Raw genomic sequence first — 15,686 nt, 5'->3', positions numbered from 1 at the left:
CCGTGCCAACCAAGGTTGGCACCTACCAGGGCAGCGGCCAGTTGCAGTAGATCCACGCCATGCGTGGATGCACGCATCCGTGCCAACCAAGGTTGGCACCTACCAGGGCAGCGGCCAGTTGCAGGAGATCCACGCCATGCGTGGATGCATGCATCCGTGCCAACCAAGGTTGGCACCTACCAGGGCAGCGGCCAGTTGCAGTAGATCCACGCCATGCGTGGATGCACGCATCCGTGCCAACCAAGGTTGGCACCTACCAGGCCAGCGGCCAGTTGCAGGAGATCCACGCCATGCGTGGATGCACGCATCCGTGCCAACCAAGGTTGGCACCTACCAGGGCAGCGGCCAGTTGCAGTAGATCCACGCCATGCGTGGATGCGCGCACCCGTGCCAACCAAGGTTGGCACCTACCAGGCCAGCGGCCAGTTGCAGTAGATCCACGCCATGCGTGGATGCACGCATCCGTGCCAACCAAGGTTGGCACCTACCAGGGCAGCGGCCAGTTGCAGTAGATCCACGCCATGCGTGGATGCGCGCATCCGTGCCAACCAAGGTTGGCACCTACCAGGGCAGCGGCCAGTTGCAGTAGATCCACGCCATGCGTGGATGCGCGCATCCGTGCCAACCAAGGTTGGCACCTACCAGGGCAGCGGCCAGTTGCAGTAGATCCACGCCATGCGTGGATGCGCGCATCCGTGCCAACCAAGGTTGGCACCTACCAGGGCAGCGGCCAGTTGCAGTAGATCCACGCCATGCGTGGATGCACGCATCCGTGCCAACCAAGGTTGGCACCTACCAGGGCAGCGGCCAGTTGCAGGAGATCCACGCCATGCGTGGATGCATGCATCCGTGCCAACCAAGGTTGGCACCTACCAGGCCAGCCGCCAACCCCAGCCGGGAAACCCGGGGCATCACGCCCCGGATTCGTCCGGCTTGACCCGGAACCACGCCGCATACAACGCCGGCAGGAACACCAGCGTCAGCACCGTGCCCACGATCAATCCACCCATGATCGAAATCGCCATCGAGCCGTAGAATGCACTGCGCGACAGCGGAATCATCGCCAGCACCGCTGCCAGCGCGGTCAGCACGATCGGGCGGAAACGCCGCACCGTCGCATCGATGATCGAATGCCAGCGGTCATGCCCGGCATCGATGTCCTGCTGGATCTGGTCGATCAGGATCACTGAATTACGCATGATCATGCCCGCCAGCGCGATGGTGCCCAGCAACGCCACGAAGCCGAACGGCGCGCGGAACAGCAGCAGGAACAGCGTCGCACCGATGATGCCCAGCGGCGCGGTCACCAGCACCATCGCCGCACGCGAGAAGCTGCGCAGCTGCAGCATCAGCAACGTGGCCACCACGATCAGGAACAGCGGCATGCCGGCCTTGATCGAGTTCTGGCCGCGTGCCGAATCCTCCACCGAGCCGCCGGTTTCCAGCAGGTAGCCACTGGGCAACTCGGCACGGATGCCATCCAGCGTCGGCACGATCTGCTGCACCACGTCCAGCGGCTGCTTGCCATCGCTGATGTCGGCTCGCACGGTCACCGTCGGCAGGCGGTTGCGGTGCCAGATGATGCCGTCCTCGAAGGCGTATTCCAGCCGCGCCACCTGCGACAGCGTCACGGCGGTGCCACTGCTGGTCGGAATCGCCAGGCTGCCCAGCAGGTCCAGCTGCGCGCGCTCGTTGTCCGGGCCACGCAGCAGCATCTCGATCTGGCGGTTGCCTTCGCGATAAGTGCTCACGCTCATGCCCGACAACGAGCTGCTGAGGAACTGGCTGACCTGCGCACTGCTGACGCCCAGCGCGCGGGCTCGGTCCTGGTCGATCACCAGCCGCACCACCTTGCTCGGCTCGCTCCAGTCCAGGTTCACGTTCATCACGTGCGGGTTCTCGCGCACCTTGGCCTCGACCTGGCGCGCAATCGCCTGCACCTGCGCGATGTGCTCGCCGGACACGCGCATCTGCACCGGATAGCCGACCGGCGGCCCATTCTCCAGGCGCGTCACGCGCATCTGCACATCGGGGAACTGCTTTATCACTTCCTTCAGCATCCAATCGCGGGTCGATTCGCGGGCCTTGGCGTCTTCGGTGAGCACCACGAACTGGGCGAAATTGGTGGCCGGCAGCTGCTGGTCCAGCGGCAGATAGAAGCGCGGCGAACCGGTGCCGACGTAGGCCACGTAGTTGCTGATGCCCTCGCGCCCCTTCAGCAGCTTCTCCAGCTTGTCGGCCTGTGCCTGGGTCGCGGCCAGCGACGCACCCTCAGCCAGCTCGATGTCCACCATCAGTTCCGGGCGGGTCGAATCGGGGAAGAACTGCTGCGGCACGAAGCGGAACAGCATCAGCGAACCGATGAACAATGCGATGGTCGCGCCGATCACCCACCAGCGGTGGCGCAGGCAGGTATCCAGGAAGGCGCGGAAGCGGGTGTAGAACGGCCGCTGGTACGGATCATGATCGTGCGCATGCTCCTTCGGCGCGATCCAGCGCGCGAGCGCCGGGTGCCGGTCGGCCCACTGCAGGCGCTTGGCACGCCAGCGGCCGGCCAGACTGTCCGGCTTGGGCAGCTGCGGATTGAACAGGTCCGGCAGCATCTTGTCGCCCAGGTACGGGATGAACAGCACTGCGGCAATCCATGACACCACCAGCGCGATGGTCACCACCTGGAACAGCGAACGGGTGTACTCACCCGTGCTGGATGCCGCCGTAGCGATGGGCAGGAAGCCAGCGGCGGTGATCAGGGTGCCGGTCAGCATCGGGAACGCGGTGGATTCCCAGGCGAAGCTGGCCGCGCGCAGGCGGTCGTAGCCCTGCTCCATCTTGGTGGCCATCATCTCCACCGCGATGATCGCATCGTCCACCAGCAGGCCCAATGCCAGCACCAGCGCCCCCAGCGAAATCTTGTGCAGGCCGATGTCGAAGTAGTGCATGACGAAGAAGGTCATCGCCAGCACCAGCGGAATGGTCACGCCCACCACCAGGCCGGTGCGCAGGCCCAGCGAGAAGAAGCTGACCAGCAGCACGATCACCACCGCTTCGGTGAGCACCTGCACGAACTCGCCCACCGACTCTTCCACCGCATGCGGCTGGTCGGACACCTTGCGCAGCTGCATGCCGGCCGGCAGGGTCTTCTGCAGGCGTTCGAACTCGGCATCCAGGGTGGCACCGAGCTTGAGGATGTCACCGCCGTCCTTCATCGCCACCGCCAGGCCGATCGCATCCTGGCCCATGAAGCGCATCTTCGGCGAAGAGGGATCGGCAAAACCGCGCTTGACCTCGGCGATATCGCCCAGGTGCAGCGTGCGTTCGCCCGCCTGGATCGGGAATCTGCGGATGTCCTCGATCGAATCGAACTGGCCGGTCACGCGCAGCTGCACGCGGTCGGTCGGGGTTTCGAAGAAGCTGGTGGCGCTGACCGCGTTCTGGTCGGCCAGCGCCTGCTGCACCTGCTGCAGCGATACGCCCAGCGTGGCCAGTTTGGTGTTGGACAGCTCGATCCACACCTTCTCGTCCTGCAGGCCGACCAGGTCGATCTTGCCGACGTCGGGTACGCGCTGCAGCTCCAGCTGGATACGGTCGGCATAGTCGCGCATCACCGCGTAATCGAAGCCTTCGCCGGTCAACGCATAGATGTTGCCGAACGTGTCGCCGAACTCATCGTTGTAGAAGGGCCCGACGATTTCCCTTGGCAGCGTCGCGCGGATATCGCCCACGCGCTTGCGCACCTGGTACCACAGGTCCGGGATCTGCTTGGAGCGCAGGCTGTCGCGCGCCATGAAGATCACCTGCGATTCGCCCGGGCGCGAGTACGAGCGGATGAACTCGTACTCGCCGGTGTTCATCAACGCTTTTTCGATCGGCTCGGTCACCTGCCGCGAGACCTGCTCGGCGGTGGCGCCCGGCCACATCGTGCGTATCACCATGGCCTTGAAGGTGAACGGCGGATCTTCGGACTGGCCCAGATGCTTGTACGACCAGGCACCGATGACGGCGAACGCCAGCATCGCGAACAACACCAGCGCACGGTTGCCCAGCGCCCATTCGGAGAGATTGAAGCGGCGCACGGGTCAGTGCCCCTTGCCTGCGGCCGGCGCCGGCTTGGCGGCCGACGGTGCCAGCACCGGGCGGTTCTGGCGATCGACCGGCGTCACCACCTGGCCTTCGCGCAGCAGATGGCCGCCGGCAGCGACCACCCAGTCCGACACGCCCACACCGGACACGACCGGCACGGCCTGCGCGCCATAGGCACCGACCTGCACCGGGGTTGCCTTCAACGCACCACTGGACGGATTGACCACCCACACGCTGGCCTTGCCGTCACTGCCGCGCAGCACGGCCGCCAGCGGCAGCTGCAACGCGCCGCTGCGCCCGGCGGTGGCGAACACCCGCGCACTCTGGCCCAGCTCCACTTCACTCAGTGCTTCCGGCGCCAGGCTGACCCGCGTGGCATACGTGCGGGCCTGCGCATCGGCGGCCGGGGCGATCTCGCGCAGGGTGCCAGGCAGCAGCTGGCCCGGGCGGTTCCACAGTTCCACCTGTACCGACTGGCCGACCTTGTAGTCGCGGATACTGCTTTCCGGCAGCGCGATCAGCACCTCGCGGCCACCATCGGCGGCCAGGGTGAACACCGTCTGCCCCGCGCTCACGACCTGCCCGGCTTCGGCCTGGCGGCTGGCGATCACGCCATCGGCGGGCGCGCGCAGCTGCGCGTACTCGGCCTGGTTGCGGGCCACGGCAAGATTGGCCCGGGCGGCATTGGCCTGGCCCTGCGCGGCCTTGAACGCCGCCGTCTGCTGGTCCAGTGCCGAGCGGCTCACCAGTTGGTCTTCAGCCAGCTTGGCATAGCGCTTCTGGTCATCGCGGGCGCGCACCAGGTCTGCTTCCGCCGCCGCAAGCTGCGCCTGCGATGCCGCTGCCTGCGAGGCGTAGTCGGCCGCATCCAGCTCGGCCAGCAGCTGGCCCTTCTTCACCCGCTCGCCAGCGTCGACGTGACGCTTGACCAGATTGCCGCCAACCCGGAACGACAGTGGGCTTTCCTGGCGGGCACGCACCTCGCCGGGGTAGGCGGCCGCAGCTTGTCCGTCCTGCGTGGTGGGATGCACCACCAGCACCGGGATGGCCGCCACCGGCTCGGCGGCCTGCTTGCCGCACGCTGCCAACACCACGACCAGTACGCCTACGCCCAACCAACGCATGTTTTTCATGAGGTACAGGACCTGAAAAGAAATCCGGGGGGAACGCGCCGGCAACATACTGTTGCAACGCGGACATTAGTGAACCAACCGGTATAGTATAAATATCGAACCGCTTGGTCTAGTATTAGCGGAATGAGTTCTCCCACTTCCCGAAAGCCGTCGGCCAAGCCCGCCGCCAAGGCTGCCGGTCCCGGGCGCCCCAAGGATCTGGGCAAGCGCGCGGCGATACTCGAGGCAGCCAAGACACTGTTCATCGAACAGGGCTACAGCGGCGTGAGCATGGACAGCATCGCGGCCCAGGCCGGCGTCTCGAAGCTGACCGTATACAGCCATTTCGGCGACAAAGAGACCCTGTTCTCCGAAGCTGTGCAGTCCAAGTGCATCGAGATGCTGCCCGACGCGCTGTTCGTGGCCGACGTGGAAGGCCCCCTGCGCGACCAGTTGCTGGGCATCGGCATGGCGTTCTTCGAGATGATCACCTCCGACGCAGCCCTGTCGATCCAGCGGGTGATGATGGCCCCGGAGACCGACGAGCGCCTGCGCGAACTGTTCTGGCAGGCCGGGCCCCAACGCACCTGCGAGGCGCTGGCCGACTTCATGCGCTTGCGTGCCGAGCGCGGCGAACTGGACATCCCCGACTGCTACATCGCAGGCCAGCAGTTCCTGACCCTGGTGAAGGGCGAAGTGCACATGCATATGATGTGCGGCATGCCACTGTCACCCGTCGAGACCGATGCTGCGCTCCACGTGGCGGCCAGCGTGGATTTCTTCCTGCGCGCCTACGCCCCGCGAGAGGCCGGAACCGCTGGATAACCAAAACTGAACGAACCGGAGGTCGCGATGACTTCCGGCACTGCGACCCCGGCCACCCCGCAGCTGATGCTCTGGGCGCGCCGCCGGCCTCCGGCACCGGTAAAATGGCCGGCCCACTGCGCTGGATTTGAACCTCATGACGATTGATTACGCCCACGCCCGCGAACTGATGGTGGAACAGCAGATCCGTCCCTGGGACGTGCTGGACATCAAGGTGCTCGACGTCCTGGCCCGCCTGCCGCGCGAGGCCTTCGTCGCCGACGCACACCGGGCGCTGGCCTATGCCGATGTCGAACTGCCGATCGGCAACGGCCAGAAGATGATGAAGCCGGTCATCGAGGGTCGTACCCTGCAGGCACTGGATCTGCAGCCGGGTGACGAAGTGCTGGAAATCGGCACCGGCAGCGGCTTCCTGTCGGCCTGCATCGGCGCGCTGGCGCGCGACGTGCTGAGCCTGGAAATCGATCCGGAACTGGCCGCCGCTGCGCGCGCCCGCCTGGATGCCACTGGCCTGGGCACCAACGTGCGCGTGGAAGTGGCCGATGGCCTGGCTTGGCAGACAGAGCGCCGCTTCGACGTGATCTGTGTCACTGGCGCCGTCGACGTGGTGCCGTCACAGTTTGCTTCGTGGTTGCGTCCGGGTGGTCGCCTGTATGTCATCCAGGGCCGTTCGCCGGCGATGGAAGCGCTGCTGGTGAAGGCCGATGGCAGCACCGAGTCGCTGTTCGAGACCGATATCGATTACCTGCGTGGTGCCGCCCCGGCCCCCCAGTTCCACCTCTGAGTCCAAGGAAGCCGCAATGATCCGCCGATCCCTCGCTGTTGCGCTGGCCACTGCCCTGCTGCCGTTGTCCGCCCATGCCGCCGACCTGCTGCAGGTCTATGAAATGGCGCGCAATGGTGACCCGCAGCTGTCCGCCGCCGAATCCACCCGGCTGTACGACAAGGAAGGCGCCGTGCAGGCGCGTGCTGCCCTGCTGCCGCAGATCAATGGCCAGGCCCAGTTGAGCCGCACCCGCACCGAAGCCGACCATGACGCCAACTCCGGCACGGTCACCAGCAAGCGCCGCAACTACACGATCGACGGTTCGCAGACGCTGTTCAACTGGACCCAGATCAACAACCTGCGTTCGCAGCGCGAGCTGAGCAAGGCGGCTGATTTCACCCTCGATTCGGCCAACGACAACCTGATCGTGCGCACCTCGGCGGCCTACTTCAACGTGCTGGTGGCGATCGAATCGCTGAACGCCGCACAGACCAATGAAGCGGCCGCGAAGAAGCAGTTCGACTTCGCCGACAAGCGCCTGGAAGTGGGCCTGGCGCCGATCACCGACGTGCACGAGGCCCGCGCCCAGTACGACCAGGCGCGCGCCAACACCATCGTTGCGCAGAACACCTTGGCCGACAACTACCAGGCCCTGACCGAACTGACCGGCCAGCCGGTGGTCAACCTGAAGGGCCTGCCAGCCGACTTCCGTCCGGAAGTGCCGGCCAACCGCGGCAACCTGGACCAGCTGGTGCAGCAGGCGACCACGCAGAATCCGGCGCTGAAGGCGCAGGAGCTGAAGGTCGGTGCCGCCGAAGCCGGCGTGCAGGCCGCCCGCGGCGGCCACTACCCGACCCTGTCGCTCGGCGGCAGCTGGGGCAAGAGTGCAACCTGGGGCGACAGCGTCGGTGCCGGTTCGCTCTCGCCCGATGCACGCACCAACAGCATCGGCCTGACCCTGAGCGTGCCGATCTTCTCCGGCGGCGCCACCCAGTCCGGCGTGCGTCAGGCGCTGGCCCAGCGTGACATCGCCCAGGATGGTTTCGAGCAGCAGAAGCGCGCGCTGGACCGTAACACGCGCAATGCCTACCAGACCCTGGTGCAGGGCATCAGCGAAGTGGAAGCCCGTCGCCTGGCCGTGGTTTCCGCGCAGAGCGCCTACGATGCCTCGCAGGTCGGCCTGGAAGTGGGCACCCGCACGGTGCTGGACGTGATCCAGAACCAGCGCATCCTGTTCTCCGCGCAGCTGGATTACGCGCAGGCCCGCTACAACTTCCTGCAGAACCGCCTGCTACTGAGCCAGGCCGTGGGTGGCCTGGATGTCGCCGAACTGCAGGACATCAACCGCCTGCTGACCCAGGACGCGGGCAACCCGTCCACGACCACGAACTGAGTCGGCGTTACCCGTCTGATCAGAAAGCCACCCGTAAGGGTGGCTTTTTTATTGATTGCAGATGGCTGCCGCCGCGCATGGTACTAGCGCGAACGCCCCGCATGTCGACGCATCAGGACGCCTGCCAGCACGACCGCCAGCACCACCAGCACCGGTACGAACAAGCGGGACGTGACGGCCGGAAACAGACACAGCGCGGTCGCTACAGGTGCGAGCAGCATCGGGATGCGCCGCCGTTCGCCGGCCGCCGCCCGCGCCTGCCATTGGCTGCGGGCAACGCCGAGGCATACGGCGGCCAGTACCAGCAGGCCAGCAGGCCCCGGCAGCTGTGGAAGCCAGCCCTCCGGCATCAACAGCGCCAGAGCGACGGCCAGCACAGTCAGCGTAAGCGTCACCCGCAGATGCGCATGGGTACGCGCGTCGCCGGGTTCCGGTGGCCAGACCTCCAACCCCAACCGCGCGGCCAACAGCAGCGATACCAATTGCAGGGCCGCCAGCCCCGCACCGCCCGCCAACGGCAACAGTGGCAGCAACCATTGCAGCTGCGGCACACCCTGCAATGCCACCGACAGCGGTCGAGTGCTGGCCAGCGCAGAAAATTCGACCAGGCCGGACTGCAGCGCAGCCAATACCATCAGCCACAGCATCGCCATCAGCACTGCTGCGCCGGCAGCTCTGGAAACCTGCGAACGAGGGTGCGGCACCCCTCCGGCAAACCCTGCCAGCAAGCCTGCACCGAGCAGCACACCGAGCAATGCCACGCCAGCTGCAAGCACGCCGCCCAGCCCGAAGCGATAGGGCGCGGTAGCCGATGGCAGCCATGGAATCCAATGCGCGTAGTGCACATGGCGTGCTGCCAGCAACAACAGCAGCAGGCCAACGCCCAGCTTCACTGTCAGCAGTGCACTGGCCAACAACAGCACGCGCGGCGTCCGCAGCACTGCAATGGCGGCCCCCAGCAGCAACACCATGATCGAAGCCGCCAGCGGCAATGGCACCCACTGCGCGGGAGCCGCATCGATGACCTCAGCGGCTGCGTACAGATGGCGCGCCATCGATTGCGCCAGGCCTGCGGTGGTCGCCGTCAGCTCCAACAGCAGGGCGATCACCAGTACATCCGCAAACAGCTTGCCCCAGGCGGCACGCAGCAGACGATGCAGACCTGAAGGATTCGGTAGACGCCGCATCGCCATGCGAAGGCAATACAACATCGGCACCGCACCCAGCGCCGCCAGCAACAGACTGAGAACAATGGCGGGCCCCGCCTGCGCCGCCGTGTGCTGGCCGACCAGGGCGACAACGCTGCCACCCAACAGCAGGGTCAGCGCCACCACCAGCAGATGGTCGGTGCCCAGCCCCCCGGTCTTCTCGCTGGGCTGCTGTGCGCTTCCGTTGTCGCCGATCATTCAAAGCTCCCTTGATGTCGCCCAAGCGTGGTCGACAACAGGCTGGCAGCCTGACGCGGTAGGCGGAATCGGAATCTGCGCCGTAGCCACGATGATGTGACAGCTTGCACGCCGCGAGCGGTGGGAGCGGTCCGGCTACGACACTTTCAACGCCATCAAGCAGGCTTGATGCAGGCGATCACGACAGAGCCAAGGCCGGGTCGGCCTTGAGACACCTGACGGCGACAGACAGGGTTTCAGGCCAGCGGTGGCGGCAGGTGCGGAGCCACCAGCTGCAGGGTCCGCTGCAGCGCGCCGCGCCCGTTGCTGACCAGCGTGCAACCGGCGCGGGCCATGTCCTCACGCGCCTGCGCGTCATCGAGCAGGTGCAGCAGCAGATCGCCCACCGCCTGCGCGTCCTCGCCGATCAGCAGTGCGCCGGCTTCACGCATGCGCCGCGAGATCTCGGCAAAGTTGTGCAGGTGCGGGCCGGTCACCGCTGCAGTGCCCATTGCCGCAGGCTCCAGCAGGTTGTGGCCGCCGATGGCCTGCAGGCTGCCACCGACGAAGGCAACCTGGGCACAGCCGTAGAACGGCATCAGTTCGCCCAGCGTGTCGATGACGAAGACATCGCTGCCGGCCCCAGGCCACTGCTGCGCGCGCCGCGTCGCCACGCTCCAGCCCTGCTCGCGGGCCAGCGCCTCCACCTTGGGAAAGCGCTCGGGATGCCGCGGCGCCCACAGCAGCAGCAGGTCCGGGTGCTGCTGGCGCAGACGGCGGTGCAGGTCGATCACCGCCTGCTCTTCGCCATCATGCGTACTGGCCGCGATCCACACCGGGCGCGTAGCCGGCACGTGGGCATGGAACTGTTCGATGAAGGGCTGCACGTCCGGCGTGGCGATGTCGAACTTCAGGTTGCCCAGCGCCTGCACCTGTTCCGGCGCCGCGCCCAGCTGCACGAAGCGTGCGGCGTCATCCTGTGACTGTGCAGCCACACAGGTGACCGTGCGCAGCGCACGCCGGATCAACGCCGCCAGCACCCGGTAGCCGCGCAGCGACCGTGCCGACAGGCGCGCATTGAGGATGTAGACCGGAATGCGACGGTCGCGGCAGCCGAACAGCATGTTCGGCCACAGCTCGGTTTCCAGGATCAGCGCCAGGCTGGGCTGGAAGTGGCCGAGGAAGCGGTTGACGCTGCCCGGCACGTCGTACGGCAGGTACACGTGGTCGAGCGCATCGCCCCACAGCGCGCGCACCCGTTCCGAGCCGGTCGGGGTGATGGTGGTGATGACCCAGCGGATGTCCGGCCGCTGCTCGCGCAGCGCGTTGACCAGCGGCGCGGCGGCGTTGACCTCGCCCACCGAGACCGCATGCAGCCAGACCCGCGGCTGGCCTGTCGGCTGCGGATAAGACGCATAGCGTTCATCCCAGCGCCGGAAGTATTCACGGACCCGGAAGCCGCGCCAGACCAGGTGGTACACGGTGATCGGCAGCAGGAGGTACAGCACGGCCGAGTACAGGCCACGCAGGATCCATTCGACAGGGTCTTTACGCATGCGGCAAGGATACGGGAGCCCCCCGGGAAAGACACGCGGCCGGGTTGGTAGAATGACGGCATGTCCGATGCCACCACCGCCGTCCGTCCGTCGCTGCGTGATCCACGCAACTGGCCGATGTTTGCCGTCATGTTCACTGCCTTCGGGATCGCCCGGCTGCCGTGGATGCTGCAGCGCGCGCTCGGCCGCGGGGTCGGCTCCATCGCCTGGCGCCTGGCCGGCAGCCGCCGCCATGCCGCCGAGGTCAACCTCAAGCTGTGCTTCCCAGAGAAGGACGAGGCCTGGCGCAAGCGCCTGGTGCGCGACAGCTTCGATGCATTGGGCGTGGGCATCTTTGAATGCGCGCGCTCCTGGTGGGGCAGCATCGACAGCATCCGCCCGCAGGTGCACATCGAAGGGCTGGAACACCTCAAGCAGATGCAGGCCGAAGGCCGCGGCGTGCTGCTGGTCTCGGGCCACTTCATGACCCTGGAGATGTGCGGCCGCCTGCTGTGCGACCACGTCGACCTGTCCGGCATGTACCGCAAGCACAAGAACCCGGTGTACGAGTGGGCGGTGAAATTCGGCCGCCTGCGCTACGCCAAGGCGATGTACGCCAACGAGGACATCCGCGCGACGGTGCGCCACCTGAAGAAGGGCGGTTTCCTCTGGTACGCGCCCGACCAGGACATGCGTGGCAAGGACACCGTGTTCGTGCCGTTCTTCGGCCACACCGCATCCACCATCACCGCGACCCACCAGCTGGCGCGGATGACCGGTTGCGCGGTCATCCCCTACTTCCATCGCCGCGAAGGCGGGAAGTACTTCCTGAAGATTGGCGCGCCGCTGGAGAACTTCCCCAGCGAAGATGTCGAGGCCGATACCGCTCGGGTCAACCAGGCCATCGAACAGATGGTGCGCGAGGCGCCGGACCAGTACCTGTGGATCCACCGCCGCTTCAAGCGCCAGCCCGGTGGGCGCAGCGATTTCTACAAGTGATATGGCGGTGATATGGCGGGCGGTCGGAAACGCTCCATCCACGCATGGCGTGGATCTACTGAGCAGACACGACCATCGTCCCGCGCACTCCAGTAGATCCACGCCATGCGTGGATGCTCTCCGTTCCGATACCGAAATCTACAACGGCCAACGACACCAGGCGTGGGGGTATTCCCCCAACTCGCCGGCCAGTCCGGCCCGCACCGGATTGGCCAGGATGTACATCGCCTTGTCATGAAGGGATTCATCGGTGCGTACCGCATGGTCGTGGTAGCCGTGCTGCCAGAGCGGCCCGTTCCGTACCAGTTGCCGGTTCAGCAGCCGACTGCTGCGTGATTTGAGCAGTGCCATGCACTGGGCCAGCGTTCCCTTCTGCAGCTCCATCAGCCAGTGCAGGTGGTCGGGCATTACCACCCAGGCGAGACTGTCGCTGAAGCCATTGCGTTCAATGAAACGCAGGGTATCGACCAGGACCACCACGTTGGCGGCATCGGCGAACAAGGGGGCACGGCCGTGGGTCGCCGTGGTCAGTGAGTACACGTTGCCGGATCGGGAGTAGCGACCGTAACGGAGTCTGGGGCTGGCCATGGAACCAGACTGCGGGTTGCGGGACCCTGCGTGCATTGGCGGACCGCCTTGCGCCAGGTCGGGAAAAGCCGCGACGACGGCCAATGTTCAGGGGAAAGCCCATCCACGCATGGCGTGGATCTACTGATCGGCATCCCCGGTAGATCCACGCCATGCGTGGATACGCCCCCGCCCCGCGCAATCCCGTAGATCCACGCCATGCGTGGATACGGACACTACGCGGCGCGCGGCAGATCGTCCGGTTCGCGCGCCAGCAACGTGCCGACGAACAGCGCGGCCAACAGCACGGTCAGGCCGCCCCAGAACGCGGAATAGAACGCCAGGTGGGTATTGAGCGGGAACACGGTAACTGCCAATGCCAGCATCGCCGGCCGTGCACGCTCGCGCGCCGCTGCCGGGGCGAAACGCCATGCACGCCATGCCTGCGCCACCGCCGCCAGCCACAGCAACAGACCCAGCACACCGGTTTCGGCAAGGATTTCCAGCACGATCTGATGGGCGTGCAGTGCCGGCATCCTGCCCCACACCGCCGGCCCTTCATCCGCAACGCAATGGGGATAGGCATCGCGGAAGCCACGCGCGCCAACACCATTGATCGGATGCGCTTCGATCATGCAGGCCGCCGCGTTCCAGATGCGGGTACGACCGGACAGTGCCTGTTCGACCCCGTCCTCGCCCCCCTCCCAGGCCATTGCCGTGCGCGCTACACGCTCTCGCAGCTGCGGCACGCTGGCAGTCAGTACGCCCGCCGAGAGAACACCCACCAGCGCGAGCAGGCCCAGCCGCTTCCACCCCAGTTGGCGCACGCCACTGTAGACAACCACCAGCCCGAAGGTGATCCATGAGGCACGCGAGCCGGCCAGCAGCAGCACCACACCCACCGCAGCAGCGGCCAGCAACCAGCCCGCATTGCCGAAACGGCGCGCCACCGGCAACAACAGGAACGGCGAAAGACTGGCCAGCACCTGGCCGAACTTCAGGTTGCACGGCCCAAGCGCCCCGCTGAGACGATCAGCCAGCGCGGCTTCTTCAGCCGGGCATAACGCGTGGCCGCTGATGGCCAGCTTGATCTGCTGCAGCGACCAGAACCATGGGCTGGTGCCTGCCAGTGCCTGCACCAGCGCATCGAGCGTCCACAGCCCGGTGATCACCGCCAGTCCGCCCACGGTCAAGCGCCGCCGCTGCGGGGTGGCCACGGCGATCGCCACCAGCCACATGAAAGGCAGGTAGCGCAGCCCGGCCGCCGCCTTGGTCCACGACGCCGACGGGTCGACGGCATCGAAGGCCGAGAACGCCTGTGGCAACCAGTAGCCAAGGAAAAGAATCGATGTCAGCGCCCACGCTGCCGGGCTCAGCAGATGCGGTCGATGCTGCACCCGGCGGATGACCATGCGTGCCGCGGCGTACAAGGCCCCCAGGCCCAGCACCGTTTCGGCGATGCCTGGCAGCGGCCACAACGCGACGTAGGCCAGCACCCACCAGGGCGCCCAGCGTCCGGCGCGCTCGTCGCGCAGGGTCGGCGCGGCGTCAGCCAGCGAGGTCGGCATAAAGGCGGAGGGTATCGCGCTGCATGGCCTGCAGGGTAAACGGGATGCGGGTCGGCAAGGACGGTGGCTGTGCCAGCAGGGCCAGCGCACGTTCACCCAGCAGCCGCGCATTCCCCAGCGGCACGGCGCCACTGGGCTGCAGTTGCTGCAGCAGTTCGCCGACGCCGCCGTGGTCCCAGCCCAGCACCGGCCTGCCGACCGACAACGCTTCGACCACGGTGCGGCCGAAGGCTTCCGGCTTGTCCGATAGCTGCAGCACCAGATCGCTGGCGGCGTAGGCCTGGGCGATGCGCGCGGTCGGCGTGCTGATGTGCACGGCCCCGGTCACACCAAGCAGGTCTGCCTGCCTACGCAGCTCTACCACATAGGCTTCCCGGCCAGGCTCGTCGGTGCCCAGCATCCACAGCTGTGCCGGCACGCCTGTTGCACGGACATCGGCCAGCAGCTGCAGCGCGTGGGCGTGGCCTTTCAGCCGGGTGCCGCGACCGGGCAGCAGCAACAGCGGTCCATCGACCTGGGACAGCCAGGGATAGTCCGCCGCCAGCGCCAGCCGAGGCCGTCGATCGGCGCGTGCCACACGCGGGAACTGGCTGACATCCACCCCACGCGGGATCACCTGCAGCCTGGCGTGCGGCACCGTCGGGTAATGCGTATGCACGTAGTCGCGCACGCTGTTGGATACACAGATCACGCGTTCGCCGCTGGTCATCACCGCGCTGTAGCGGCTGGGCGAATTCAGCCCATGCACGGTAGTGACCCAATGCGGGCGCTGCGCCGGCTGCATCGCACGGATCGCATACAACCCCAGCCACGCAGGCAGGCGCGATCGGGCATGGACGATGTCGGCGCCCACTTCAGTGAACAGGCGGCGCAAGGTGGGCAGATGCCGCAGCGTCAGCAGCGACTTGCGGCCGATATCCAGGGTCAGGTGCTCGGCACCGCTGTCGAGCAGCGGCTGCACCAGGCGACCGCCGGCCGACACCACCAGCGCGCGATGGCCGGCAGCGACCAGGGCCGCGGCGATTTCAAGGGTCGAGCGCTCGACGCCACCGGAGTGCAGCGCCGGCAGCAACTGCACCACGGTCAATCGGCGCATCGAGGGGGCGGCCGCTTAGTCGGCCAGCACGAACACGGCGCCGCAGTAAGCACACTGCGCTTGCCCGTTGGGTTCGTCTTCGATCGGCAGGTACACCCGCGGATGCGAGTTCCACAGCGCCATTTCCGGAGTCGGGCAGCTCAGCGGCAGATCGCTGCGGTGCACGGTGTAGCGCTTTTCGGCGTTGGCGGGCGCGGTGGCGGTATGGCTCATGGCGGATGTCGATGAACGGATTGCGAGGCCTGCGATTCTAGCATCTGGGCCCGGCGAACACCGTGCGCTGCGTGGCCGCTGCGCGCGGCGGCCAGCTTTACCCCCACGCCCTGGCCCCGCCATGCACCCGCCCTGCCCGCTCCCCGG

General features: G+C 66.7%; 12 protein-coding genes. 4 read left to right on the top strand and 8 right to left on the bottom strand.

All coding sequences use genetic code 11. The features are described from left to right. Positions 1-911: 911 nt before the first annotated feature. Positions 912-4,073 (bottom strand): efflux RND transporter permease subunit, encoded by a 3,162-nt coding sequence (locus WKB25_RS17680; RefSeq protein WP_340572015.1) that lies wholly within the window; start codon positions 4,071-4,073, stop codon positions 912-914. A gap of 3 nt (positions 4,074-4,076) precedes the next feature. Further along, complete coding sequence (locus tag WKB25_RS17675; protein ID WP_340572013.1) at positions 4,077-5,213, bottom strand: efflux RND transporter periplasmic adaptor subunit; 1,137 nt, start codon at positions 5,211-5,213, stop codon at positions 4,077-4,079. A 123-nt stretch (positions 5,214-5,336) separates the two neighbouring features. Between WKB25_RS17675 and WKB25_RS17670 the strand changes: the two genes are divergently transcribed. From WKB25_RS17670 to WKB25_RS17660, 3 genes are all read left to right on the top strand, one after another. Next, positions 5,337-6,017 carry a TetR/AcrR family transcriptional regulator gene (locus tag WKB25_RS17670; protein WP_100553500.1) on the top strand — a complete coding sequence of 227 codons (681 nt, stop codon included), beginning with the start codon at positions 5,337-5,339 and terminating at the stop codon, positions 6,015-6,017. Between the two features lie 136 nt (positions 6,018-6,153). Beyond that, a complete protein-coding gene (locus WKB25_RS17665) occupies positions 6,154-6,801 on the top strand; it encodes a protein-L-isoaspartate O-methyltransferase (RefSeq protein ID WP_032975442.1) in 648 nt (215 codons plus the stop codon). Between the two features lie 16 nt (positions 6,802-6,817). Then, the gene (locus tag WKB25_RS17660; RefSeq protein ID WP_025874136.1) at positions 6,818-8,176 is read left to right on the top strand and encodes a TolC family outer membrane protein; all 1,359 of its coding nucleotides are present in this window, start codon (positions 6,818-6,820) and stop codon (positions 8,174-8,176) included. A gap of 83 nt (positions 8,177-8,259) precedes the next feature. Here the strand turns inward: WKB25_RS17660 and WKB25_RS17655 are convergent, their stop codons facing one another. Beyond that, positions 8,260-9,582 carry an amino acid transporter gene (locus tag WKB25_RS17655; RefSeq protein ID WP_340572010.1) on the bottom strand — a complete coding sequence of 441 codons (1,323 nt, stop codon included), beginning with the start codon at positions 9,580-9,582 and terminating at the stop codon, positions 8,260-8,262. Between the two features lie 236 nt (positions 9,583-9,818). Beyond that, the gene (waaA, locus tag WKB25_RS17650) at positions 9,819-11,117 is read right to left on the bottom strand and encodes a lipid IV(A) 3-deoxy-D-manno-octulosonic acid transferase (RefSeq protein ID WP_100462685.1); all 1,299 of its coding nucleotides are present in this window, start codon (positions 11,115-11,117) and stop codon (positions 9,819-9,821) included. Between the two features lie 60 nt (positions 11,118-11,177). Between waaA and WKB25_RS17645 the strand changes: the two genes are divergently transcribed. Then, on the top strand, positions 11,178-12,095 hold the full coding sequence (locus tag WKB25_RS17645) for an LpxL/LpxP family Kdo(2)-lipid IV(A) lauroyl/palmitoleoyl acyltransferase (protein ID WP_089236760.1): 918 nt from the start codon (positions 11,178-11,180) through the stop codon (positions 12,093-12,095). Between the two features lie 138 nt (positions 12,096-12,233). Here the strand turns inward: WKB25_RS17645 and WKB25_RS17640 are convergent, their stop codons facing one another. The 4 genes from WKB25_RS17640 to WKB25_RS17625 form a co-directional block, all read right to left on the bottom strand. Next, positions 12,234-12,683, bottom strand: a complete 450-nt coding sequence (locus WKB25_RS17640) for a transposase (RefSeq protein WP_340572008.1) — start codon at positions 12,681-12,683, stop codon at positions 12,234-12,236. Between the two features lie 215 nt (positions 12,684-12,898). Next, positions 12,899-14,230 carry an O-antigen ligase family protein gene (locus WKB25_RS17635; protein ID WP_340572006.1) on the bottom strand — a complete coding sequence of 444 codons (1,332 nt, stop codon included), beginning with the start codon at positions 14,228-14,230 and terminating at the stop codon, positions 12,899-12,901. Continuing rightward, positions 14,211-15,326 (bottom strand): glycosyltransferase, encoded by a 1,116-nt coding sequence (locus WKB25_RS17630; RefSeq protein WP_340572004.1) that lies wholly within the window; start codon positions 15,324-15,326, stop codon positions 14,211-14,213. The genes WKB25_RS17635 and WKB25_RS17630 overlap by 20 nt, the downstream gene beginning before the upstream one ends. Before the next feature lie 15 nt (positions 15,327-15,341). Then, complete coding sequence (locus WKB25_RS17625; RefSeq protein WP_025874129.1) at positions 15,342-15,539, bottom strand: zinc-finger domain-containing protein; 198 nt, start codon at positions 15,537-15,539, stop codon at positions 15,342-15,344. Positions 15,540-15,686 lie beyond the last annotated feature (147 nt).

Source organism: Stenotrophomonas sp. G106K1 (assembly GCF_037969685.1).
In the GTDB taxonomy this organism is placed as follows: domain Bacteria; phylum Pseudomonadota; class Gammaproteobacteria; order Xanthomonadales; family Xanthomonadaceae; genus Stenotrophomonas; species Stenotrophomonas lactitubi.
Note: the sequence above shows the minus strand (reverse complement) of the source record. Positions and strands in the feature narration are given on the sequence as shown.

Coding starts and splice junctions, on each gene's coding strand:
- WKB25_RS17665 (WP_032975442.1), top strand. CDS start 6,154: ATGACGATTGATTACGCCCACGCCCGCGAACTGATGGTGGAACAGCAG.
- WKB25_RS17635 (WP_340572006.1), bottom strand. CDS start 14,230: ATGCCGACCTCGCTGGCTGACGCCGCGCCGACCCTGCGCGACGAGCGC.
- WKB25_RS17675 (WP_340572013.1), bottom strand. CDS start 5,213: ATGAAAAACATGCGTTGGTTGGGCGTAGGCGTACTGGTCGTGGTGTTG.
- waaA (WP_100462685.1), bottom strand. CDS start 11,117: ATGCGTAAAGACCCTGTCGAATGGATCCTGCGTGGCCTGTACTCGGCC.
- WKB25_RS17625 (WP_025874129.1), bottom strand. CDS start 15,539: ATGAGCCATACCGCCACCGCGCCCGCCAACGCCGAAAAGCGCTACACC.
- WKB25_RS17640 (WP_340572008.1), bottom strand. CDS start 12,683: ATGGCCAGCCCCAGACTCCGTTACGGTCGCTACTCCCGATCCGGCAAC.
- WKB25_RS17660 (WP_025874136.1), top strand. CDS start 6,818: ATGATCCGCCGATCCCTCGCTGTTGCGCTGGCCACTGCCCTGCTGCCG.
- WKB25_RS17630 (WP_340572004.1), bottom strand. CDS start 15,326: ATGCGCCGATTGACCGTGGTGCAGTTGCTGCCGGCGCTGCACTCCGGT.
- WKB25_RS17645 (WP_089236760.1), top strand. CDS start 11,178: ATGTCCGATGCCACCACCGCCGTCCGTCCGTCGCTGCGTGATCCACGC.
- WKB25_RS17670 (WP_100553500.1), top strand. CDS start 5,337: ATGAGTTCTCCCACTTCCCGAAAGCCGTCGGCCAAGCCCGCCGCCAAG.
- WKB25_RS17655 (WP_340572010.1), bottom strand. CDS start 9,582: ATGATCGGCGACAACGGAAGCGCACAGCAGCCCAGCGAGAAGACCGGG.